This window comes from Rhodococcus sp. IEGM 1305, from assembly GCF_030058635.1.
Taxonomy (GTDB): domain Bacteria; phylum Actinomycetota; class Actinomycetes; order Mycobacteriales; family Mycobacteriaceae; genus Rhodococcus_F; species Rhodococcus_F opacus_D.
The window spans coordinates 109,925-131,596 of the sequence record NZ_JASHKX010000011.1 but is presented as its reverse complement, the minus strand read 5'-3'; the positions used below and the strand labels follow the sequence as shown (position 1 = coordinate 131,596).

The window sequence follows — 21,672 nt, the reverse complement described above, 5'->3', positions numbered from 1 at the left end:
CTTTCTCGTGGTGGGAGGGTGGGAGAAGCGCTACGACAGCGCCGCTGCGGTGGCGGCGCGCACCAGGTCTTCGGTGACCCCGGGCGCGCACTCGCGCAACACGAGACCGGAGTCGGTGACGTCGACGACGGCCAGGTTGGTGATGACCCGGTGCACGACACCGCGTCCGGTGAGAGGCAGGGTGCAGCGTTCGACGATCTTCGGGGCACCGGACTTGTCGCAGTGCTCCATGACCACGATGACTTTGCGGGCGCCGTGCACGAGGTCCATCGCACCGCCCATGCCCTTGACCATCCTCCCCGGAACCATCCAGTTCGCGAGGTCGCCTGCCGCGGAGACCTGCATTCCGCCGAGGACGGCGGTGTCGATGTGGGCGCCGCGGATCATCCCGAAGCTGAGCGCCGAATCGAAGAACGACGCACCCGCGTTGACGGTGACCGTTTCCTTGCCTGCGTTGATCAGATCCGCATCCACCGCGTCCTCGTCCGGATACGGTCCGGTGCCGAGGATGCCGTTCTCGCTGTGCAGCGTCACGTCGAACCCTGCGGGCAGGAAGTTCGGGATCAGCGTGGGCAGCCCGATACCGAGGTTGACGTACTCACCCGGCGACAGTTCCCGGGCGGCACGGGCTGCCATGTCCTCGCGGGTCCAGCCGATCGACTCGACGATGGTGGTCATGTCAGTCCTTCCTCGCGGCGACGGTGCGCTTCTCGATCTGCTTGTCCTGAGTCCCGGTGTGGACGATGCGGTCGACGAAGATCCCCGGCAGGTGCACCCGCGCCGGGTCGAGGACCCCGGGCTCGACGAGCTGCTCGACCTGTGCGATACAGATGCGGCCGGCCATCGCGGCGAGCGGGTTGAAGTTGCCTGCGGCCTTCGCGAAGACGAGGTTGCCTTCGGCGTCGCCGATGCGGGCGTGGACGAGTGCGAAGTCGGCAGTGATCGACTCCTCGAGCACGTACTGGCGGCCTGCGAATTCGCGGACCTCCTTCGGCGGAGACGCGACGGCCACCGATCCGTCGGCTGCGTACCGCCACGGCAGCCCGCCGTCGGACACGGGCGTTCCGACCCCGGCAGGGGTGAAGAACGCGGGGATCCCCGCACCGCCGGCTCGCAGCTTCTCGGCCAGGGTGCCCTGCGGCGTCAGTTCGACCTCGAGTTCACCCGACAGGTACTGGCGGGCGAATTCCTTGTTCTCCCCGACATATGACGCGGTGACGCGGCGAATCCGGCTGCGGGTGAGCAGGATCCCGAGCCCGCCGTCGTCGACGCCGCAGTTGTTGGAGTACACCTCCAGGTCGGTGGCGTCACCGGCGGCGATCGCGGCGATCAGCTCGTCCGGGATGCCGCACAACCCGAACCCGCCGACCGCCAGCGACGCACCGGGCCCGATGTCCGCGACGGCGTCGGCGGCCGAACCGAACACTTTGCGCGTCATCGGGCATCTGCGTTCGCGAGGCCGGGGACGACCGTGCTCTCGATCAGTTCCCGAAGCAGTTCCTCGGCGTACGGCCAGTACCCGTAGCCGGCGGCGGGATTGAGGTGGCCGACCGCGCCGAGGTCGACGAGCTTGCTGCCCCACGACTCGGCCATCCCGGCGACCCGACGGAATCGGGCCATCGGATCGTTCGTGCTGGCGGCGACGACGCTGGGGAACGGCAGCCGGCCCCGGGGGACGGGATCCCAGCCACCCTGCTCGAGTTCCCCGGGGGTGGGATACCCCGCGGGCAGTGGTTCCTCGAGGTCCGGTGGGGTGACCAGCAGGGCGCCCTGGACCGGGCGGGTGGACTGCTGCGCCCAGTGGACGGTGATCGCCACTCCCGCACTGTGAGCGACCAGCACGACCGGGCCGTCGATGTCGGCGACGACGGTGTCGAGGGCGGCGACCCGGGCCGCGAGGCTGAGCTTGTCCCGTTCGAGCGGCGGCACCGTCCGCGCGGTGTCGAGTCTCGCGGCGAGCAAGGTCTGCCAGTGGTCGGCGACGTGGTCCCGCAGTCCGGGCACGATCACCACGGTCGGTGCGGTGGAGGTGGAGGTGGTCACGGTCTACTCCAGTTCTTCGGAGGTGGATCAGGCGGGTGCGGTGGTGAGGGCGGCGAGCTTGCGGCGTCCGGCCGGGTAGGCGCGCTTGCCGAGGACGAGGGCGATGATCGCGACGATGTAGATCAGGGGAGCGATCTGCAATGCAGTGACGAGCCCGAAGCGGTCGGCAAGCACCCCGACGACGAAGGGTCCCAGTGCCAGTCCGAGGAGGTTGTTGGCGAGGGTGAGCGTGCCGAAGGCCGAGGCGCGCACCGACGAGTGGGTGAGGTTCGCGACCATCGCGGCGATGGGGCCGGACGAGCCGGCGGAGAAGAAGGCACCGATACCGATCAGGACCAGTTGGGACGTGCCGGTCGGCAACTGGAACCCGGCGCCGAGGAAGACGAGGGAGATCACTCCGAAGACCACCGCGGTGGTCCATTTCCGAGCGGGATCGTTGCGGCTCACGCGGTCGGTGATGATGCCGCACACCACCATGCCGCTGCCGACGAGCAGGACGAAGATCGAGGCCATCGCACCGGCCTTGTCGAGGGCGAGACCGTAGGACCGGTTGAAGAAGCTCGGCAGCCACGCCAGAAGCACACCTGCGGTGAACATCTGGAGACCACCACCGATGTAGGCGAACACGACGGCGGGGGTGGTGAACAGGCTCGAGATCGGCGCCCGGAATCCGGCGGGGCCGGGTGCGTCGGCCGGGTCGTCGTCGGCCGCATGCTGAGCAAGTTTGCGTTCGGAGACCAGAGCCCGGAACAGGGCGACGAGCATGAGCCCGAAGACGGCCATCGCGGCGAACGACCAGCGCCAGCCGAGGTTGACGGCGATCACGCCGCCGAGGGCGACGCCGATCACGGACCCGAACGATCCGCCGCCCATGAAGGCGCCGCTGAGCGTGGAGTGCACTCGCGGGGCGAACACGCTGAGAACCACCGCGATGCCGACGCTGCCGTACGCGGCTTCACCCACGCCGACCAGGAAGCGGGCCCCGAGCATCTGCTCGTAGCTGCTCGCCACGGCGCAGAGCAGGGTTGCGAGGCTCCAGAGCACGGCCATCAGGAGCAGGCTCTTCACGCGACCCCACCGGTCGGCGAGCAGCGACAGCGGGAGGGTCAGCAGTCCGACCATCAGCGCGACGACGCTGCTGAGCGACGCCAGCTGTGAATCGGTCAGTGTCCATTCGGTTTTGAGGAGCGGGAAGACGGCACTGAGGACCTGCCGGGACATGTAGTCCGACAGCAGCAGACCGAAGGTGAGTGCGAAGACGATCCACGGATAGAACCGGGACCGGGAGGCCGGAGCGGTGCTCCCGGTGGTGGTATTCGGGGTGGTGGTGTTCAGGGCGGTGGTGGCAGGCAGTCCCATGAGGCCTCCTATGGCCGTCAGGAGTGATAAAGGGGTGGGGGAGAGAGCGGGCAGCGATCTACCCGCTCTCTCCCCGGTCGTGACCGAGATCCCCCCGGCGCCGGAACTCAGGCGTGGTGGGTGAAGCCCACCTGGCCGGGACGGCGGTTGGGCGCGTAGCCGAGCTTGGCGAGGGTTTCGTCGGCATCGGCGTAGGTCTGGCCGATCCGGTAGATGTCGCGGGCCTCCTTGCCGGTGGCCACCTCGCGGCCCAGTTCACCCGCGACGCGGACCAACTGCTCGATCTGCTGGACGGAGGTCATCTTCTCGCCCTTGCGTCCCCAGATGGTGTCCTCGTTACCGCAACGGGGGTGCAGGCCCATCGCGATCGCCATCGCGTTGACCGGCAGCACGCTGCGCATCAGGGTCTCGAGGGTCAGGCAGGCGCCGTCCGGGACTCGCTGGATGAAGTTCATGATGTTGTACGGGTTGGGGCCGTCGAAGCCGCCGCCGATGCCGACCCAGGTCAGGTTGAGCGGGCCGGTGTAGATCCCGCGCCGGATGAGCCGCTCGACGGTCTCGAGCTGGGGGATGCTCGAGAGCTGGAAGTGCGGCTGAATTCCGGCCGCCTGCAGGCGACGCAGATGCTCCTCGACCCACGCGGGGCCTGCCGGGACCGTCATCTCCCGGTACGCCTCGGCGAGCTCGGGCCGCTCCATCGAGGTGCCGGCGATGTCGTCGGCGGTCATGAGTTCCATGATGTTCATCTGAGAGGTGTTGATCGCGATCGTCACCTGGTCGGGTGCGGGATCGAGGTCGGCCAGCATGTGCCGGGTGTCGTCCGAGAGCCACTTCGCATCCGCTCCTTCGCCTTCGGGTGCGAAGGAGATCGATCCGCCGACCTGCAGGATCATGTCAGGCACCGCCTGGCGGAGTCCGGCGAGCAACTCGTTGAACTTCGAGAGCCGCTTGGAGCCCTTGCCGTCGAGTTCGCGGACGTGGATGTGCAGGACGGTGGCGCCGGCCTCGTAGCAGTCCACCGCCTTCTGGACGTGCTCGTCCATCGTCAGCGGCAGGTCTTCGCGGAAGTCGTCCGGCTCCCACTCGGGACCGTACGGGGCACAGGTGATGACCAGCTTTTCCTGGGTCTCGGGGAAGAGGGCGTCGTCGTGGAAGTGCATGGTGTTCTCCGTTCGAAATCGGATCTGATGAAAAGGGGCAGTGAGTAATTCAGAAGGGCCGGTCGCCGACGATGCCGGCGCGCTCCATCTTGCGGACGGCGGGCCAGTAGTCCTGGACCGCGTAGTGCTGGGTGGACCGGTTGTCCCAGATCGCCACACTGTTCGGGGTCCACCGCCACCGCACCTGGTACTCGGGAATCGACGCCTGGCTGATCAGGTAGTTGAGCAGGTTGCTGCTGCCGGGCGCGTAGTCGATGCCGTACCGGATGTTCTCCGGGGTGTGGTAATTGACGAAGTGGGTCGCGAAAGCGTTGACGAACAAGATCTTTTCGCCGGTCTCGGGGTGCGTGCGCACCACGGGGTGCTCGGCGTCGGGGAACCTCTCGTGCAGCGCGTGCCGCTGTTCCGGCGGCTGCGCGGCACCGAAGGACGCCTCGATGCTGTGCCGGGCGCGGAGTCCGTCGATCTGCTTCTTGACCTGCTCGGGAAGCTTCTCGTACGCCAGGGCCATGTTCACCCAGATGGTGTCTCCGCCGATCGGGGGCGTCTCCACGCAGCGGAGCACGCAGCCCATCGGCGGGTTCTCCCGCCAGGTGGCGTCGCAGTGAAAGGCGTTCTCGTAGTGCTCGGCCGGGCTGTCGAGGTCCTTGTAGATTTGCACCAGCCCTGGGTGGTCGGGGTCGCTCCCCACGGCGGGGTGGTCCTCGAGCGGGCCGAACCGTTCGGCCAGCGCCACGTGCTCGGCGCGGGACATGTCCTGGTCGCGGAGGAACAAAACCTTGTACTCGAGCAGCAGTTCCCGCAGTTCGGCGAACAGGGCGTCGTCGCGGGCGGCGTCACCGAGGTTCACGTCGAACAGTTCGGCGCCGATCGAGCAGGTGAGCGGTGCGAATCGGAAGGATCCGGAAGGGGAGAGGATCGTGTGCGGTTCGGGCGAGTAGGTCAGTTGCGCGGTGTCGGTCATGGTGGTGTCTCCGTCGGGGTGAATGTGGTGGCGCGCTGTCAGAGTCGGAACACGGAGGAGCCGATGCTGCGGCCGGATTCGAGATCGTGGTGCGCCTGGACGGCGTCCTCGAGCCCGTAGCTCTGGTTGATCTCGATCCGGATCCGGCCGGCCTCGACGTGCCCGAAGAGTTCACCGGCGAGTTCGGCGCGCTCCGCCGGGTCGGCGATGTAGTCGGCGAGCGCGGGTCGGGTGACGAACAGTGAACCCTTGACAGCCAACTGCATTGCGTTGATCGGAGGAATCGGTCCGGAGGCCGTTCCGAAGCACACCAGCAGTCCGCGCCGGGCGAGGCAGTCGAGCGACGTCTGGAAGGTGGACTCGCCGATGCTGTCGTACACGACGGGGACGCCGGCACCGTCGGTGATTTCCCGAACCCGCTCGGCGACGTTCTCCCGGGTGTAGACGATCACGTGCTCACAGCCGTGGGCGCGGGCGATCGCGGCCTTCTCGTCGGTGGACACGGTGCCGATCACGTTGATGCCCAGCAACTTTGCCCACTGCGTGAAGATCAGGCCGACGCCGCCGGCCGCGGCGTGCAGGAGCACGGTGTCGCCCGCCTTCAGCGGGTGGATGCGCCGCAGCAGGTAGGCCGTGGTCAGACCGCGCATCGTCATCGCGGCCGCGGTGTCGAAGCGGATCGCTTCGGGCAGCGGGATCAGCGGTGCGGCCGGCATCACGCGTTCGGTGCTGTAGGCGCCGAGGGGGCTGCCCGTGTAGGTGACGCGGTCACCGACCTGCACGTGGGTCACGCCGGAGCCGACTTCCTCGACGACACCGGCCGCCTCCACTCCCATGCCCGCGGGCAACTCGGCCGGGTACAGGCCGGTGCGGAAGTAGGTGTCGGCGAAGTTCAGTCCGACGGCTTCGTGCCGGATCCGCACCCCGTGGGGCCCGGGCTCCCCGACCTCGACGTTCTCCCACTTCATGACTTCCGGTGCGCCGTGCTCGTAGAACCGAACAGCCTGTGCCACAGTATTTCTCCTCGTCGATGTGATGATCGGTGCGGTGCCGCCGCCGGACCGGTCGCGGTCGGGCGGGGCGGGGGTGGCCCGGTGTGGCGGATCACCTCTCCGGCCGCTTCTGTGATGCACCTAACAGTACGGGCGCACCCGGTCGATTGCTTATCCTGACGGGACAGACGGCCTATCATTTCGGGACAGGGCATTGGAGGTGGCATGAAACCCCTTGCGCGCTACGCGTCGCTGAACGGATACCTCGAGCTGTGCCGGTCGCTCGGCGTCGATCCGGTGCCGTTGATGAGGTCCGCCGGCCTTGATCCGTCCGGCCTCGCACTGCAAGACCGATGGATCCCGGCCGCGGCGATCGCGCACCTGCTCGAGCAGTCGGTGGAGGCGTCCGGGCACGCAGACTTCGGGGTGCGCCTCGCCGAGCGCCGGCAGTTCTCCAACCTTGGCCCGCTCAGCCTCGTCGTGCGCGAGGAGCCCGACGTCCGCAGCGCCCTGCGCGTGCTCACGCGGTACACGCACACGTACAACGAGGCGTTGCAGACGCGGATGTCCGAGTCGAACGGTCTCGCGACGTTGCGTGTCGAACTGGACGTGGGGGAGGCAACCGAGACACGGCAGTCGGTGGAACTGGCGGTCGGAGTGCTGCACCGGCTGCTGCGCGGCTTCCTCGGGGGCGGCTGGAAACCGCTCGCCGTCTGCTTCCCTCATCCGGCTCCTGCGGACGCGGCGACCCACCGGCGTCTGTTCGGGCCGGTAGTGAACTTCGACCACGAGTTCGCAGGCATCGTCATCGACGCCGGCAACCTGGCTGAGCCGAACAAGATGTCCGATCCACTGCTCCGTCGCTACACCCAGCAACTCCTCGAGTCCTGGGAGCCGTCGGACGACGTGACGATCGTGAGCCGGGTCCGCGAGCTGATCGAACTACTGCTGCCGACGGGCCGCTGTTCCGTCGAGCAAGTGGCTCGCAGTCTGGGGGTCGACCGGCGAACGGTGCATCGCCGCCTCGCCGAGAGTGGGGAGACGTTCTCGACCGTCCTCGACGCGACCCGCGTCGAACTCGCCGAACGGATGGTCGCGAATCCCCGCCTGAGTCTCACCGAGATCGCGGACGTGCTGGCGTTCTCGGCGCCCAGTAACTTCTCGCGCTGGTTCAGCGGGCGGTTCGGGTGCAGCCCGAGCCGCTGGCGCGCTCAGCGGTCGGGCGACGCCGGCTGAATCTTCCGGAGCTCGTCCAGATCGAGCCTGCTGATGTAGTGGGCGCCGTCGTCGATGGGGTTGTCCGGCGGCAGGTAGCCCTCGCCGACGCGGCGGAAGCCGGCCTTCTCGAGCGCGCGCCACGACGCCCGGTTGGGGACGACGACGGGGACGACGATCGCGGTGGCGTCGGGTAGGTCGGCGCGGCACTTGGCGACGAACGCGCTGATCATCGCGGTTCCCAGTCCCTGTCCGGTGTGTTGCGGGTCGCCGACGTAGTAGTCGATGGAGATGCTTCCCGGCGGGATCTCGACGAGGGCCGTGAGGAGCGCGAGGTCCTCGGGGTAGTCCGCGATCCGGTACCGCTGGATGAATCCGAAGGGCACGCCGTCGCGCAGGACGAGGAAGTCCTCGCAGGGTTCGGTGCCGTCGATGCTGCCGCCGAAGTCGCGTTCGATGTCGGCGTCCGCGGTGTCGTGGTTCCAGAACCGCGCGACGTGCGGTTCGCGGAGCCATTGTTGCAGTTGGGGGAAGAATTCGCGGGTCGTGCGGACGAACTCGAAGGTGACTGCGTCGGCGCTCACGGTAGGAAAACTACAGGAACCACGTCGATTCAACTTCGGCATCGATAACGAGAATCTTTGACTTGGACATGTATCGAACATGCCTCTAGCGTGATTCCTATGACTCAGGTCACGCCTGGTAGCCGGGCGTGATCGGAGTCCTCCAACGTTCCCCGTACCACCAGCGCCAGCACACAGAGAGGAGTCACCGATGACCCTCCCCCTCGCCGTTTCCCCGGCAGTCGACAGCGCGGTCTCCAAGATCTTCCGTCGCGTCGTCCCGCTGTTCATCGTCATGCTCATCTGCAACCAGCTCAACAGATCCAACATCGGCTACGCGCAGACGCATCTCGAGGCGGACGTGGGAATCGGTGCTGCGGCGTACGGCTTCGGTGCGGGTGTCTTCTTCATCGCCTATGCAATCTTCGAACTGCCGTCGAACGTGCTCATGGAGAAGTTCGGCGCCAAGGTGTGGCTCACCCGCATCATGATCTCGTGGGGCCTGGTGTCCGCGGCGATGGCGTTCGTCAACGGCCCGGAGATGTTCTACGCCCTGCGGTTCCTCCTCGGTGTCGCCGAGGCCGGCTTCTTCCCGGCCATCATCTTCTACTTCACCCGCTGGCTGCCGAACAACCACCGCAGCCGCGCCACGGCACTGTTCATCGCCGGATCCTCCATCGCGGCCGCCATCTCGGGACCGCTGTCCGGACCGCTGCTGTCCCTCGACGGACTCGGCGGACATCACGGCTGGCAGTGGATGTTCGCGCTGGAGGGACTGCTGTCCGTCGTCGTCGGATGCATCGCCTACCGCCTGCTCGACTCGAAGATCGACGACGCGAAGTGGCTCACCGGCCCGGAGAAGCACGACCTGCAGGCCGTCATCGCCGAGGAGGACGTGCTGCGCAGCGAGGCGTCCGCGAAGCGCGGCGAGTCGGGCTCGCGCTGGAAGCTGCTCCTGCAGCCGCGGATCCTGGTGTGCTGCGGCATCTTCTTCGCGATCACCATGGCGATCTACGCCAACACGTTCTGGCTCCCGTCGATCATCCGCCGCATCCCGGGCACCACCGACGTCACCGTCGGGCTGCTCTCCTCGCTGCCGTGGATCTGCGCGATCTTCGCGATGTACTACTCCAACCGCTCCGCCGACCGCACCGGACGGCACAAGCCCTACCTCGTCGCCGCGCTGCTCATCGGCGGTATCGGCACGATGGCCGCCGCGTTCGTCACGCCCTGGCTGGCGCTTCCGCTGCTGTGCGTCGCGACGATGGGATTCAAGAGCGCGAGCCCGCTGTTCTGGTCCATTCCGCAGCGCACACTCCACCCGATGGTGCTGGCGCCGGCGATCGCGATCATCAACTCGCTGGGCAACCTGGGTGGCTTCGTGGCCCCGTTCGGCTTCGGAGTGATCAAGGAGCAGACCGGCACGGTGACGATCGGCCTCGTCGTGTTGTCGCTCTTCGCCCTGGCCGCCGCCGCGGCGGTGACGTACTTCCGGCGCGACAAGGAAGACATCGACGACGTCGCCGACCTGCCAGAGGTGGGCTCCGACGAGCCCACCGTGGCAGCCAAGTGACCTCTCACCGGCACATACGAAACGCAGACGAGAACTCGAGGACTGAATCATGACAGCAACGGTGAACCGGACCGACGTGACCGGACAGATGATCATCGCAGGGAAGCCCGTCCAGGGTTCCGGCACGACGATCCACGGCATCGACCCCACCACCGACGGCCGGCTGGAACCGGGCTTCGCGCACGGTGACGAACGAGACGTCGACGCCGCCTGCGCCGCCGCCGCCGAGGCGTTCGCGCCGTTCCGCGCAACGAGCAGCGATAAGCGCGCCCAGTTCCTCGAGGCGATCGCCGACAACATCGAGGCCCTCGGCGAGACGCTCATCGCACGGGCCTGCGCCGAATCCGGACTTCCCCAGGGCCGTATCACCGGTGAGGTGGGCCGCACGTCCGGACAGCTGCGGCTGTTCGCCGGCGTCCTGCGTGACGGTGGCTGGAACGGTGCCCGCATCGATCCCGCGATGCCCGACCGGACGCCCCTGCCCCGTGCCGACATCCGGCAGCGGAAGGTACCGCTCGGACCCGTCGCGGTGTTCGGCGCGAGCAACTTCCCCCTCGCCTTCTCCGTGGCCGGCGGCGACACCGCGTCCGCGCTGGCTGCGGGCTGCCCCGTCGTCGTGAAGGCTCACGACGCGCACCCCGGCACCTCCGAACTCGTCGGCCGCGCCATCGCCGACGCCGTCACGAGCACCGGCATGCCCGCGGGCACGTTCTCCCTGCTGTTCGGCTCGGGCCGCGGGCTCGGCACCGCACTGGTCACCGACCCGCGCATCAAGGCCGTCGGATTCACCGGATCCCGTTCCGGTGGAACCGCTCTGGTCGCCGCTGCCGCCGGACGTCCGGAACCCATCCCGGTGTACGCCGAGATGAGTTCGATCAACCCGGTGTTCGTTCTCGAGAACGCGCTCACCACGCGGGGCGCCGAACTCGGTCGCGCCTTCGTCGGGTCCCTGACGCTCGGATCCGGACAGTTCTGCACCAACCCAGGACTCGTCATCGCGGTCGACGGTCCCGGACTCGCCTCGTTCGTCGAGTCCGCGAGCGCCGCCGTCGCCGAGAGCACGCCCACGCCGATGCTCACCCCGAACATCGCCGGCTGCTACGCGGACGGCGTCACCGCGCTCACCGGAGCCGCAACCGTGGAGGCGCGCGGCACCGAATCCGACGCGCCGAACACCGGCCGGGCCGCGCTGTTCAGCACCGACGCCGACACGTTCCTGGGTTCGGAGGTGTTGCAGCAGGAGGTGTTCGGTTCGTCGAGCCTGATCGTCCGCTGCCGCGACGCCGAGCAGGTGCGGGCCGTCGCGGCCAAGCTCGAAGGTCAGCTCACCGCGACCGTCCACGTCGACGACGCCGATCTCGACGAGGCCGGACGACTGCTGCCCGTTCTCGAACTCAAGGCCGGCCGGATCCTGTTCAACGGCTGGCCCACCGGGGTCGAGGTCGGCCACGCGATGGTGCACGGTGGCCCGCATCCCGCGACCTCCGACTCGCGTACCACGTCCGTGGGCTCGCTGGCGATCGAACGGTTCCTGCGTCCCGTTGCCTACCAGGATGTTCCGAGCTCGCTGCTCCCCGCCGCCATCGCCGACGGCAACCCCGACCAGGTGTGGCGTCGCATCGACGGCCGACTCACCCAAGCCTGATTTTCCCTTCGTGAAGGAGTTCCCCATGCTCGACGGCGTCTTGTTCTTCCCCGTCACCCCGTTCACCGCATCCGGCGACGTCGACTACGACCGGCTCGCCGAGCACGTTGCCAAGGGTGTCGACGCGGGCCCCGGAGGTGTCTTCATCGCTTGCGGCACCGGCGAATTCCACGCCCTCGGGCTGGAGGAGTTCGGCAAGATCGTCGCCAGGGCCACCGAGGTCGTCGCCGGACGCGTCCCCGTGTTCGCTGGGGCCGGCGGCTCGGTGCAGCAGGCCAAGGAGTTCGCCGCCAGCGCGAAGGAGAATGGCGCCGACGGCATCCTGCTGCTCCCGCCGTACCTGGTGACGATGCCGCAGGCCGGTCTGGTGGAGTACACCCGCGCGGTCGCCGACACCACCGATCTCCCGCTCGTCGTCTACAACCGCGGTAACGCCCGGTTCGACGAGGCGGCCGCCGTGGAGGTGGCGCAGTTCCCGACCGTGGTCGGGTTCAAGGACGGCACCGGTGATCTCGACAAGGTGGGCCGCATCGTGCGTGCTGTGAAGGATGCGCTCGCCCCGTCCGGCAAGCCGTTCCTGTTCTTCAACGGCATGCCCACCGCCGAGGTCACCCAGCAGGCGTACCGCGCGATCGGCGTCACGCTGTACTCGTCCGCGACGTTCGCGTTCGCGCCCGAACTCGCTCTCGGGTTCTACGAGGCGCTCGAATCCGGCAACGAGGAACTCACCGACGCGCTGCTCCGCGACTTCTTCCACCCCCTGGTGCGCCTGCGTGACCAGGTGCCCGGATACGCGGTGTCGCTGATCAAGTCGGGTGTCGCGATGGAAGGTATCGACGCCGGGTCGGTGCGGCCGCCGCTCGTTCCGACGAGCGAGGCCCACCTGCGGGAACTCGCGCAGATCACCGCGGCCGGGCGCGCCGTGCTCGCCGACGCACTCGCCGTGCAGGCGGCGGTCTGATGGCTGCCGCACCCATCCGGATCACCGGCGCGCGGATCACACCCGTCGCGTTCGTCGACCCGCCGCTCCTCAACACCGTCGGCGTGCACCAGCCCTACGCGCTGCGTGCGATCATTCAGCTCGACACGGACGGCGGGCTCGTCGGCCTCGGTGAAACGTACGCCGACACAGCCCACCTCATCCGGCTCGAGGCGGCCGCCGAGGCGATCGTCGGTCTGGACGTGTTCGCGCTCAACGCGATCCGCGCGGCGATCGACGAGAAGGTCGCGACCCTGACCGTCACGGGCGGTGACGGTGTCGCGGGCATGATCACCACGGCCAGCACCACCGACCGCGTGTTCTCCCCGTTCGAGGTGGCGTGCCTCGACGTGCAGGGCAAGGCGCTCGGCCGGCCGGTGTCTGATCTGCTCGGCGGCAAGGTGCGCGACGCCGTCCCGTTCAGCGCCTACCTGTTCTACAAGTGGGCCGGGCACCCGGGCGCCGAGCCCGACGAATGGGGCGAGGCGATCGACCCCGACGGTCTGGTCCGTCAGGCGCAGAAGATGATCGGCGAGTACGGCTTCGAGGCCATCAAGGTCAAGGGCGGCGTGTTCTCGCCGGACGAAGAGATCGCCGGCATCAAGGCACTGCGTGCCGCGTTCCCCGACCTGCCGCTGCGCCTCGACCCCAACGCCGCGTGGACCGTCGACACGTCGATCAGGGTCGCGTCGGAACTCGACGGCATCGTCGAATACCTCGAGGACCCGACGCCGGGCCTCGACGGCATGGCCGAGGTCGCGCGGGAGGCGAAGATGCCGCTGGCGACGAACATGTGCGTCGTCGCTTTCGATCAGCTCGAGCCCGCGGTGCGGAAGGGTTCGGTCCAGGTCGTGCTGTCGGATCACCACTACTGGGGTGGCCTGCAGCGGTCGCGGTTGCTCGCCGGTATCTGCGACAACTTCGGTCTGGGCCTGTCGATGCACTCCAACTCGCATCTCGGCATCAGCCTGGCCGCGATGGTGCACCTCGCCGGCGCCACACCGAACCTCACGTACGCGTGTGACACGCACTGGCCGTGGAAGACCGAGGACGTCGTCAAGCCCGGTGTGCTGAAGTTCGTCGACGGCGCGGTCCCGGTGCCGACGACGCCGGGTCTCGGTGTGGAGATCGACGAGGACGCCCTCGCCGCCCTGCACCAGCAGTACCTCGACTGCGGGGTGCGCGACCGCGACGACACCGGATACATGCAGTCGGTGGATCCGACGTTCGAGAACACCTGCCCTCGCTGGTAACTGTCTCATCGGAGGCGCCGACCGCGGTCTCGGTCGGCGCCTTCGGGGTGGGATACATTGAGTCCACCCCGAGGCAAAGGAGTGGATCGAATGTTCTCCCTCGCGCGGCTGTCGTGTTTCATCGCCGTCGCGGAGGAACTGCACTTCGGTCGCGCCGCCGAACGCCTGCACATGACGCAGCCGCCGCTGAGCCGTCAGATCCAGCAACTCGAAAGCGAACTCGGCGTGCAGTTGATCGACCGCACCAGCCGATCCGTCACCCTCACCGCCGCCGGTACCGCGTTCCTGCCCGACGCCCGGCGCATCCTGAGCCTGTCGGAGAGTGCCGCACTGACGGTGCGGCGCGTCCCGGCCGGTGACCTCGGCACCGTCGTCGTCGGATTCACCGGCGCGTCCGCGCACGCGGTGCTGCCGAGGTTGCTCGAGGCCGCCCGGGACAGACTCCCGGACGTGAAAGTCGTTCTGCGGGAAATGGTCACCTCCGTGCAGATCGAATCGTTGATCAGCGGTGAACTGGACCTCGGGCTGATCCGCCCGATCCTCACCCGCCCCGGCATCGACACGCGCCCCATCCACCACGAACGGCTCGTCGCCGCGCTGCCCGCCGGTCACCCCCTCGCCGACGCCGAGCAGCTGGCCGTGGAGGACTTCGACGATCAGCCCGTCGTCATGTATTCGCCCGTCGATGCGCGGTACTTCCACGAACTGCTCATCAGCACGTTCACGATCGTCGGCGCCTCTCCGCGCTACGTCCAGTACGTCACGCAGGTGCACACCATGCTGGTGCTCGTCCGGTCCGGGCTCGGCATGGCCCTCGTGCCCGAATCCGCGCAGACGATGCACCCGGAGGGGGTTGTGTTCCGTCCCGTCTCCGCCGTCCGCGACCGGCCCGTCCAGATGAACGCCGCCTGGCGGTCGGACAACCGGAACCCCGCGTTGCGCAGGTTCATGGAGGACGTCCTGCCGAAGCGGGAATGGGAATGAGAACCGGAGTGCTCAGAGCGTGAGCTTGCACGTCTGACCGATGTCGAGCACCCGCAGTACCCGGCCCGTCCCCAGCCACAACGCGCACGACAGCGCCAGGTCCGTCAGGATCTCGTCGGTGAAATGCTCGTGACACCGCGCCCAGAAGTCTTCGTCGTCGCGGAGCGCCGTGTGATCGGTGGCGAACCGGTGGGCGAACTCCGCCGCCGTCCGCTCCTCGGCGCTGTACCCGGGCCACGACTCCCACTCGAGAACGTGATCGTAGAAGTGCTCGTCGATCCCCGCATCGGCGCCACTCCTGTCGCGGGTGCCGAGGCACACGGCGCACTCATTGGCCTCCGCGACCGCCATCCGCGCGATCTCCCGGACCCGTAACGGTAACCGGTTCCGGTTGTACACGGCGTCCGTGAAAGCGCCGAGTGCACCACCCAGCTCGGGTGAGATCGACAGCCAACCTGCCACGTCATCGTCACTGTAGCTACCTACTCGACTCATCCCCGAATGCTACAGCGGGAGGTGTCGCAGGCGGAAGATCTGACACGTGTTCTATATCTTCGGTGGTTACGCTCGCAGTGTGCGGACGATGTCTTCGCGGGCGGCACGTGCCTGACGGATCAGGGGGAAGAGTGCGTAGTCGTGCTGCATCCCGATCTCCTCGATGTAGTCGACTGTCGTGCCGGCCTCGCGTGCTCGCTGAGTGAGCGCGCGGGAGTCGGTGACGAGAATGTCGTGGGTGCCGGTGTACACGCTCATGGGCGCGAGGCCGGTGAGGTCGCCGAAGAGGGGGCTGACGCGCCAGTCGGTGACCTCGAGGTCTCCCGCGTAGAGTCGGCCGGCTTCTTCCAGTCCTCCGCGCGCGAGGAGGATGTCGCGCTTCTCGATGATGGCTTGCGTGGGGTCGCTCATGGTGGCGTCCAGCCACGGGGCGACAAGGATCAGCCGCGACGGCTGGGGTGCGCCCCTCCGTTTGAGTTCCTGCGCTGCGGCGAGCGCGAGCCCGCCACCGGCGGAATCGCCGATCACCGCCACGTTGTCGGCGCCTCGGGCGGAGATTGCCGATTCGACGAGGTCGGCCGCATCGGCGACGGTGCGGGCGGCCGTCCGGTGCGGGGCGAGGGGGTAGATCGGTAGCAGAAGCCGGACCGATGCCGCCGTGGTGATGGTGCGCGCGAACAGCCAGTGGAAGGACGTTATTTCGCGGACATAGGCACCGCCGTGGAAGTCGACCACAGTCTTTCCGTATCGCCCGTTGTCCGGTTCGACGGTGAAGACGGGAAATCCGCCCGTGCGGTCGGCGGAGAGCCGCACCCCGCGCAGGAGCGGAGATGGTGGCGGGTTGAACGAGGCCGGCCGCAGCGTCGTCGCGTGGACGTCGCGCCGCGTGTCCTCGGCCGTGCGGAGTTTGTTGCGGCCCAGCAGTATCCGAACCCCGGTGTGAACGATTGCGGGGCGAATATCGGGAATGATCACGCCCCTCATTGTGACGTGTTCGCGGACTCGGCGCGGCCGCTCCGGCGAGTTGACACGGCAATTCGGTCCTCAGTTGGCCAGTCGTTGGAGGATCGCGTCCATTGCCGCGTCAGCGTTCTCACCGTCGAAGATGTTCTGCCCGTGGGCGGAGCCCGGCAGAAGGATCACTTTGTTGTCGGCGCCCGGTGAGCCGTCGGCGAGTTGCTGCGACACGCCGGCGACGGGCTCGTCCTCGCTGGCGATGAACAGCTTGGGCTCACTGCCGAGGCCGTCGACCACCCGATTCGGGGAGAGCAGCACCAGCTGGTCGGGAAGGTCGGGCTGCTGCGAGGCCAGTTGCAGGATGGCGTCGGCGCCCGCGCTTCCGCCCACCAGCGCGACGTCGGGGTGCCCATTGTCTATGAGGCTGGCGACGGTGGCCGCGATCGACTCCGGCGTGATGTCCTCGACGGCGATAACAGTGGCACCCTGGTTGGCGATCGCCGAGGCCTGGTCTTCCCAGCTGGCGGCGTCGAAGACGGCACCGTGGGCCAGCACCACTCCGTACTCGCCATCTCCCCACTGCAACGCGTCGCCGCCGCCGACCTCGATCTCGGTGCCGGACGTGTCACTGCCCGCCGACGGTGTGCTGTCATCGCCGGAGCAGCCCACCACGACGGCGAGCAGCAGAGACAGAAGGGCGAGTAAGGCCTTCATGTCTCCAACATACTGCCGAGGGCACGTTCGATGCGGCGAAAGGGTTCCGGTCTAGGTGACTTTCACACTGCCCGAGAAGAAGAACGGGGCCATGTTGCCGAAGCAGAACGCGGTCACATTCGATCCCTTCGCGAATCCGTCGAGCGTACCGAGACCCGCCGCGAAGGCACCCGTCTTGAACGTGAAGTTCGAGTCGAATGCGAAGCACGTCCAGCTTTCACCGGTCGGGACTCTGACCTCTACCTGGCCGGATCCGCCCGCGTTCAGTGTTGGTGCCGCTGTGGCCGGAGTGCCGCCCGCGAAAACCAGGGTGGGAGCGATGACGGCGGCCACGACTGCCGATCGCACAGCGAATTTGTTTTTCATGGTGCTCACCTCATTCGATAATCCCCGACTCCTGCAGCGGAATTGTCAGTTTTCTCCCGAGATCGTGCCACCGATCTGTCAAATATTCCTACGACACACTTGCGGAGGCGAATTACCCCTGTTCAGGGTGTGGATTCTCGGCTACCGGTGGGAGCCGAGAATCCCTGTCCTGGATCACTCGATCGTCAGCCGAGTGCGAGTAATTCTCTTCTCTGTTGTTTCTGTGAACCACGGGATCGTCGATCTCCGCTTACTTTGCCTATCGCACACGGGTCTGCGGAACGTTTCGATTAAAGACGCTTTTTCTCACATTCTGATATTAAACAACTGTCCACCATGATTTCGTCACGTCGGTAGGAATCGAATTCCTACGTGTCGTATATGTCGATCATGCGGGGCCCGCGCCGGCGCATCGATGAACCATCCCCATCGACAACGGGCAGCTGGCCCGGTTCAGTTGAGAGTGAGCTGTTGTCGGTGGAAGTCGAAGTGCTTCCCGGGGTATCGAAAGACCTGCTCGACGGTCATGGTCTCGGTGAAGAACGGGTCCCAGCGCACCGGAAAGGACATGCTGCGCTGTAGGTCTGCATCGGTCTGCCGGGCGAGGGAGCGTTGCAGCGAAGCGATGACGCGGTCGAAGTGGCGGCCCATCCGGTGGCGGTTGTAGACGACCGCTGCCAGGGCGGAGCCCCGATAGTTGACCTCGTCGAAGGCTGGGGTGGCCGCGTCGAGCACGTGCGCGAACCGTCGGCTCGCCCCCTCCGACAACTGGGAGAACATCCGGATCAGCAGGAGCAGCCGGCGAACGACCATGTAGCCGAAGACCATGTGGAACAGCAATTGCTCGTTGGTCCACCGGGTTCCGGACGAACGCCTCGCGAGATCTGCGGCGCTCGCGCCGTCGAGTAATTCGTGCAGCACGCTCCGGGCGCGTTCGAGCTCCGCGGCGATCGCGGCACGATCGACAGGTTGCTGCTCGGACATCTTGTGCCCCAGTCGATTCGGAGGATTATCCGACGACGGGGGAGCGGCGCTCGAGAAACACGGTGTCGCGCCATATGTCGTCGAGTCGGGCGATGCGTTCGCGCACACCGAGGGTGCGGAATCCGGCGGAGTGGTGCAGGGCGATGCTGGCCCGATTCTCGGGGAAGATCGAGGTCTGCAAGGTCCACAGTCCGGCCTCGTCGGCGGCGATGACCTGGGAGCGCAGCAACGCCTTGCCGACGCCGCGCCCGCGCATCCCGTCGGCGACGTAGATCGAGTTCTCGGCCACCCCGGCGTAGCAGGCTCGCCCGGACACCGGGGACAGGGCGGCCCAGCCGACCACGACGTCGTCGATCTCGGCGACCCACCGATGCCCGGGCAGCCACAGTCCATCGAGCGTCGCCTGGGTGGGGACCTCGGTGGTGAAGGTGGCGTTGCGGGTGGCGATGCCCTCGCCGTAGATCCGGCGCACGTCATCCCAGTCCTGATCGGTCATGGTTCGCACGGTGACGTCGCCGGGCAGGTCGTCCGGGCAGCAGGGGCGCGGGGTCAGCACACCCATCACTGCGTCGGCGGCGTGCGGCAGCCCGGTGCAGCAGGCCGGATTGACCATGACCACGGTGCTGGTTCCGCTCTTGCGGACCGAGACGAATCCGACGTCGGCAAGCTTGCGCACGTGGTGCGAGACGGTGGGCTGGCCGATGCCCAGAGCCTCGGCCAGCTCGCCCACGTTGATCCCGGCCGGGCGGGAGGCGACCTGGTGCAGCAGTCGCACCCGGGTGGGATCGGCCAGGCAGGCGAACCACCCGGCATAGGTGGCCGCGTCCTCCGGCGCCAACGCATCCACCTCGTTGGCGGTGCGAGCGACCGGAATGTCCAGTGCAGTCATGCACCCACTATATCGATATCCATCGATGGTTGCCTTCATCGACGCGTATCGATACTCTCCGCCAGAGGAAGATCGATGAGTGTCGATGAAAGGACTTCCGAGATGAACTCTGTGCCCGTTGTCGTCGTGGGGGCCGGACCGATCGGCCTCGCTGCCGCGGCCCAGTTGCGTGAGCGCGGCCTGACCCCGCTGGTCCTCGACCGCGGTCCGATAGCCGGTGCGGCGATCGCGCAGTGGAATCACGTGCGGTTGTTCTCCCGTTGGGGTGAGCTGATCGATCCGTCGGCCCGCCGCCTGCTCGACGCCACCGGCTGGGTGGCGCCGGACGACCAGGCGTACCCGACCGGCCCAGCGTCTACCCGCACGGGGTAGCCGAACTGTCGCATCCGGAGCCGAATGTGTTCCTGGTCGGGATGAAGAGCTACGGGCGGGCGCCGACGTTCCTGGCAATGACCGGGTACGAGCAGGTCCGCAGCATTACCGCCGCCCTGGCCGGCGACCACGCCGCCGCCGCCCGCGTCGAACTCACGTTGCCGGAGACTGGGGTATGCGGCGGCGCCGGGGTCTTCGACGAACCTGAACCCGCCGCCGATGGCGCCACCATCTCCTGACCTGCCTGATTCTGCTGCGGGTGCGTCCAACTCGAGGTTGGTTCGTCTGAGGAAGCGGACTCCCACTCACCCGCGGGTGGGAGCACATCTTCCGAGAGGAACCTCCGATGACCATCCATCCGATTGCCCGCCCCGCCGCTTACCGGTTCGGGGGTGTGCGATGAGCGCGCCGACCGTCGTGGTCGAGGATCTGCACGTCGCCTACGGCACGACGTGGGCCCTCGACGGTGTCGACTTGGAGGCTGCCGCCGGGACCACGCTCGGTGTGCTCGGCCACAACGGTGCCGGCAAGACCACCCTGATCCGCACCCTCGCCACCTTGGTGCGGCCCGCCATCGGCCGCGTGCAGATCGAGAACCTGGACGTCGTCGTCCACGCCACCGAGGTCCGCCGCCGGATCGGCGTGACCGGCCAATACGCCGGTCTCGACGAATTCCTCACCGCCCGAGAGAATCTGGAGCTGATCGGCCGACTGACCGGGCTGCGCCGCACCGCCCGCGCGCGGGCCGACGCGCTGATCGACCGGCTCGGGCTGCAGGAATACGCGTCCCGGCGGGTCGGGGAACTCTCCGGGGGCTCGCGCCGCCGGGTCGATCTGGCCGCCAGCCTCGTCGGCTCCCCGTCGGTACTGTTCCTCGACGAGCCGACCACCGGTCTCGATCCCCTCGCCCGCGCCGGATTGTGGAACGTCGTCGACGAGCTCACCGACGCGGGCACCACGGTCGTGCTCACCACCCAGTACCTCGAGGAGGCCGACCGGCTCGCCGACCACATCGTGGTCCTGCGCCGGGGCCGGGTCGCCGCCCGCGGCACCCCCGCCGAGCTCAAACGGATCGTCGGCGGCAAGGTCCTCAGCGCCACCATCCCAGCCGGTCAGCTCGCCGCGCTGCCATTCATCCCGGACACCGATCCGCGGGTCGACGGCGACCGCCTGCGGGTGTCCGTCACCGTCGACGACGCCCCCGCCGCGACCGCGCTGGTCGCCGACCTGCACCGCGGCGGAATCGAGGTCACCGACCTGGACGTGACCTCACCGAGCCTCGACGACGTCTTCACCCACCTCGCCCACACCCCCGGAGCCCACCGATGACCACCATCCGCACCACCACCACAGCCACCCCTTCGGTAGGGCGTCCCTCGGTCGGGGACCAGCTCGCCGCACTCACCGTCCGGAACCTGCGCACCAGCGCCCGCGTTCCGCAGCTGTTGATGTTCTCGCTGACCATGCCGATGGCGATGCTGGTGCTGTTCAGTCAGGTGTTCCGCAGCGTCGCCGCAGGACCGGGATTTCCTGCCGGGGTCAGCTACATCGTCTTCCTCACCCCGGCGATGCTCGCCGTCTCCACGGTGATGGCCGGCACCAACGCCGGAGTCTCCGCCGCGATCGATCACACCAACGGCCTGCACGACCGCTTCGCGGCCCTGCCGATGCGGACGGCGCTGCCGGGGGTGGCTCGCACCATCAACGAGGCCGTGTTTACGCTCGCCCGGGCTGCGTTGCTCGGGATCGCCGCCATCGCTTTGGGTTTCGAGTTCCACGGCACCGCAGGGGATGCCGTCGCCGCGGTTGTCGTGCTGGTGGTGTTGGCCGGGGCGATGAGCGCCCTCTTCGGGCTGATCGGGGACCGGCTCCGGCGGCCGGACGTGGTCCAGTTCGCCGGGATGATGGTGATGATGCCGCTGATGTTCGTCTCGAGTGCGTTCGCGCCGATCGAGACCATGCCCGGCTGGATGCAGGCCATGGCGACAGTGAATCCGGTTGCGCACGCCACCGACGCCCTGCGCGGCCACGTGCTCGGCACCGCCACCGCCGGGGACACTCTTACCGCCCTGGTCGCGGCGATCGGTTTGTGGGCGGTGGTGACCGCCGTTCCCGTCGTCACCCGCATGATTCGGTCAGTGCGAACCCGCTGACAACGAACCCGC

At 67.8% G+C, this 21,672-nt stretch carries 22 protein-coding genes and 1 pseudogene; 9 read left to right on the top strand and 14 right to left on the bottom strand.

Annotated elements, in window-relative coordinates:
- Window positions 1–30 precede the first annotated feature (30 nt).
- From QM693_RS18445 to QM693_RS18415, 7 genes are all read right to left on the bottom strand, one after another.
- The gene (locus QM693_RS18445; protein ID WP_283353084.1) at window positions 31–678 is read right to left on the bottom strand and encodes a CoA transferase subunit B; all 648 of its coding nucleotides are present in this window, start codon (window positions 676–678) and stop codon (window positions 31–33) included.
- A gap of 1 nt (window position 679) precedes the next feature.
- Window positions 680–1,438, bottom strand: coding sequence for a CoA transferase subunit A (locus QM693_RS18440; RefSeq protein ID WP_283353083.1), 759 nt, complete (start codon window positions 1,436–1,438; stop codon window positions 680–682).
- Window positions 1,435–2,043: an RBBP9/YdeN family alpha/beta hydrolase gene (locus QM693_RS18435; RefSeq protein ID WP_283353082.1), complete on the bottom strand. Its 609-nt coding sequence runs from the start codon at window positions 2,041–2,043 to the stop codon at window positions 1,435–1,437. The genes QM693_RS18440 and QM693_RS18435 overlap by 4 nt, the downstream gene beginning before the upstream one ends.
- Before the next feature lie 27 nt (window positions 2,044–2,070).
- Window positions 2,071–3,402: an MFS transporter gene (locus QM693_RS18430; protein ID WP_283353081.1), complete on the bottom strand. Its 1,332-nt coding sequence runs from the start codon at window positions 3,400–3,402 to the stop codon at window positions 2,071–2,073.
- Window positions 3,403–3,509: 107 nt separating this feature from the next.
- Window positions 3,510–4,562, bottom strand: coding sequence for a beta-keto acid cleavage family enzyme (locus tag QM693_RS18425; RefSeq protein WP_283335791.1), 1,053 nt, complete (start codon window positions 4,560–4,562; stop codon window positions 3,510–3,512).
- A gap of 49 nt (window positions 4,563–4,611) precedes the next feature.
- Window positions 4,612–5,526, bottom strand: a complete 915-nt coding sequence (locus QM693_RS18420; RefSeq protein WP_283335790.1) for a TauD/TfdA dioxygenase family protein — start codon at window positions 5,524–5,526, stop codon at window positions 4,612–4,614.
- A gap of 38 nt (window positions 5,527–5,564) precedes the next feature.
- Window positions 5,565–6,539: a quinone oxidoreductase family protein gene (locus tag QM693_RS18415; protein WP_007296272.1), complete on the bottom strand. Its 975-nt coding sequence runs from the start codon at window positions 6,537–6,539 to the stop codon at window positions 5,565–5,567.
- 204 nt (window positions 6,540–6,743) lie between these two features.
- Between QM693_RS18415 and QM693_RS18410 the strand changes: the two genes are divergently transcribed.
- Entirely contained in the window at window positions 6,744–7,754 is a 1,011-nt protein-coding gene (locus QM693_RS18410; RefSeq protein ID WP_283335788.1) for an AraC family transcriptional regulator, read from the top strand.
- Here the strand turns inward: QM693_RS18410 and QM693_RS18405 are convergent.
- Window positions 7,730–8,317 (bottom strand): GNAT family N-acetyltransferase, encoded by a 588-nt coding sequence (locus tag QM693_RS18405; RefSeq protein ID WP_283353080.1) that lies wholly within the window; start codon window positions 8,315–8,317, stop codon window positions 7,730–7,732. The genes QM693_RS18410 and QM693_RS18405 overlap by 25 nt on opposite strands.
- Window positions 8,318–8,507: 190 nt before the next feature.
- Between QM693_RS18405 and QM693_RS18400 the strand changes: the two genes are divergently transcribed.
- The 5 genes from QM693_RS18400 to QM693_RS18380 all read left to right on the top strand — a co-directional run bounded on the left by QM693_RS18400 (window position 8,508) and on the right by QM693_RS18380 (window position 14,730).
- The gene (locus tag QM693_RS18400; RefSeq protein WP_061044312.1) at window positions 8,508–9,869 is read left to right on the top strand and encodes an MFS transporter; all 1,362 of its coding nucleotides are present in this window, start codon (window positions 8,508–8,510) and stop codon (window positions 9,867–9,869) included.
- Window positions 9,870–9,918: 49 nt separating this feature from the next.
- Complete coding sequence (locus QM693_RS18395; RefSeq protein ID WP_283353079.1) at window positions 9,919–11,514, top strand: aldehyde dehydrogenase (NADP(+)); 1,596 nt, start codon at window positions 9,919–9,921, stop codon at window positions 11,512–11,514.
- A 25-nt stretch (window positions 11,515–11,539) separates the two neighbouring features.
- Window positions 11,540–12,475: a 5-dehydro-4-deoxyglucarate dehydratase gene (locus QM693_RS18390; protein ID WP_283353078.1), complete on the top strand. Its 936-nt coding sequence runs from the start codon at window positions 11,540–11,542 to the stop codon at window positions 12,473–12,475.
- On the top strand, window positions 12,475–13,746 hold the full coding sequence (locus tag QM693_RS18385; RefSeq protein ID WP_283353077.1) for a glucarate dehydratase family protein: 1,272 nt from the start codon (window positions 12,475–12,477) through the stop codon (window positions 13,744–13,746). Before QM693_RS18390 ends, QM693_RS18385 begins: the two co-directional genes overlap by 1 nt.
- 90 nt (window positions 13,747–13,836) lie before the next feature.
- Window positions 13,837–14,730 carry a LysR family transcriptional regulator gene (locus QM693_RS18380; protein WP_283335784.1) on the top strand — a complete coding sequence of 298 codons (894 nt, stop codon included), beginning with the start codon at window positions 13,837–13,839 and terminating at the stop codon, window positions 14,728–14,730.
- 12 nt (window positions 14,731–14,742) lie between these two features.
- On the opposite strand, the gene QM693_RS18375 is transcribed toward QM693_RS18380, so the two are convergent.
- The 6 genes from QM693_RS18375 to QM693_RS18350 all read right to left on the bottom strand — a co-directional run bounded on the left by QM693_RS18375 (window position 14,743) and on the right by QM693_RS18350 (window position 19,135).
- Window positions 14,743–15,225 (bottom strand): carboxymuconolactone decarboxylase family protein, encoded by a 483-nt coding sequence (locus QM693_RS18375; RefSeq protein WP_029539728.1) that lies wholly within the window; start codon window positions 15,223–15,225, stop codon window positions 14,743–14,745.
- Between the two features lie 66 nt (window positions 15,226–15,291).
- The gene (locus QM693_RS18370) at window positions 15,292–16,209 is read right to left on the bottom strand and encodes an alpha/beta hydrolase fold domain-containing protein (RefSeq protein ID WP_283353076.1); all 918 of its coding nucleotides are present in this window, start codon (window positions 16,207–16,209) and stop codon (window positions 15,292–15,294) included.
- Window positions 16,210–16,269: 60 nt separating this feature from the next.
- Complete coding sequence (locus QM693_RS18365) at window positions 16,270–16,896, bottom strand: alpha/beta fold hydrolase (RefSeq protein ID WP_283353075.1); 627 nt, start codon at window positions 16,894–16,896, stop codon at window positions 16,270–16,272.
- 51 nt (window positions 16,897–16,947) lie between these two features.
- Entirely contained in the window at window positions 16,948–17,262 is a 315-nt protein-coding gene (locus QM693_RS18360; protein ID WP_283335781.1) for a hypothetical protein, read from the bottom strand.
- A gap of 453 nt (window positions 17,263–17,715) precedes the next feature.
- Window positions 17,716–18,246, bottom strand: a complete 531-nt coding sequence (locus QM693_RS18355) for a DinB family protein (RefSeq protein ID WP_283353074.1) — start codon at window positions 18,244–18,246, stop codon at window positions 17,716–17,718.
- 25 nt (window positions 18,247–18,271) lie between these two features.
- Window positions 18,272–19,135 carry a helix-turn-helix domain-containing GNAT family N-acetyltransferase gene (locus QM693_RS18350; protein ID WP_283335779.1) on the bottom strand — a complete coding sequence of 288 codons (864 nt, stop codon included), beginning with the start codon at window positions 19,133–19,135 and terminating at the stop codon, window positions 18,272–18,274.
- A gap of 102 nt (window positions 19,136–19,237) precedes the next feature.
- On the opposite strand from QM693_RS18350, the pseudogene QM693_RS18345 reads away from it, so the two are divergent.
- The 3 genes and pseudogenes from QM693_RS18345 to QM693_RS18335 all read left to right on the top strand — a co-directional run bounded on the left by QM693_RS18345 (window position 19,238) and on the right by QM693_RS18335 (window position 21,660).
- A pseudogene (locus tag QM693_RS18345) lies at window positions 19,238–19,746 on the top strand (FAD-dependent oxidoreductase).
- 160 nt (window positions 19,747–19,906) lie between these two features.
- Complete coding sequence (locus tag QM693_RS18340; RefSeq protein ID WP_283353073.1) at window positions 19,907–20,836, top strand: ATP-binding cassette domain-containing protein; 930 nt, start codon at window positions 19,907–19,909, stop codon at window positions 20,834–20,836.
- Entirely contained in the window at window positions 20,833–21,660 is an 828-nt protein-coding gene (locus QM693_RS18335; RefSeq protein WP_283353072.1) for an ABC transporter permease, read from the top strand. Before QM693_RS18340 ends, QM693_RS18335 begins: the two co-directional genes overlap by 4 nt.
- The last annotated feature ends 12 nt before the right edge of the window (window positions 21,661–21,672 follow it).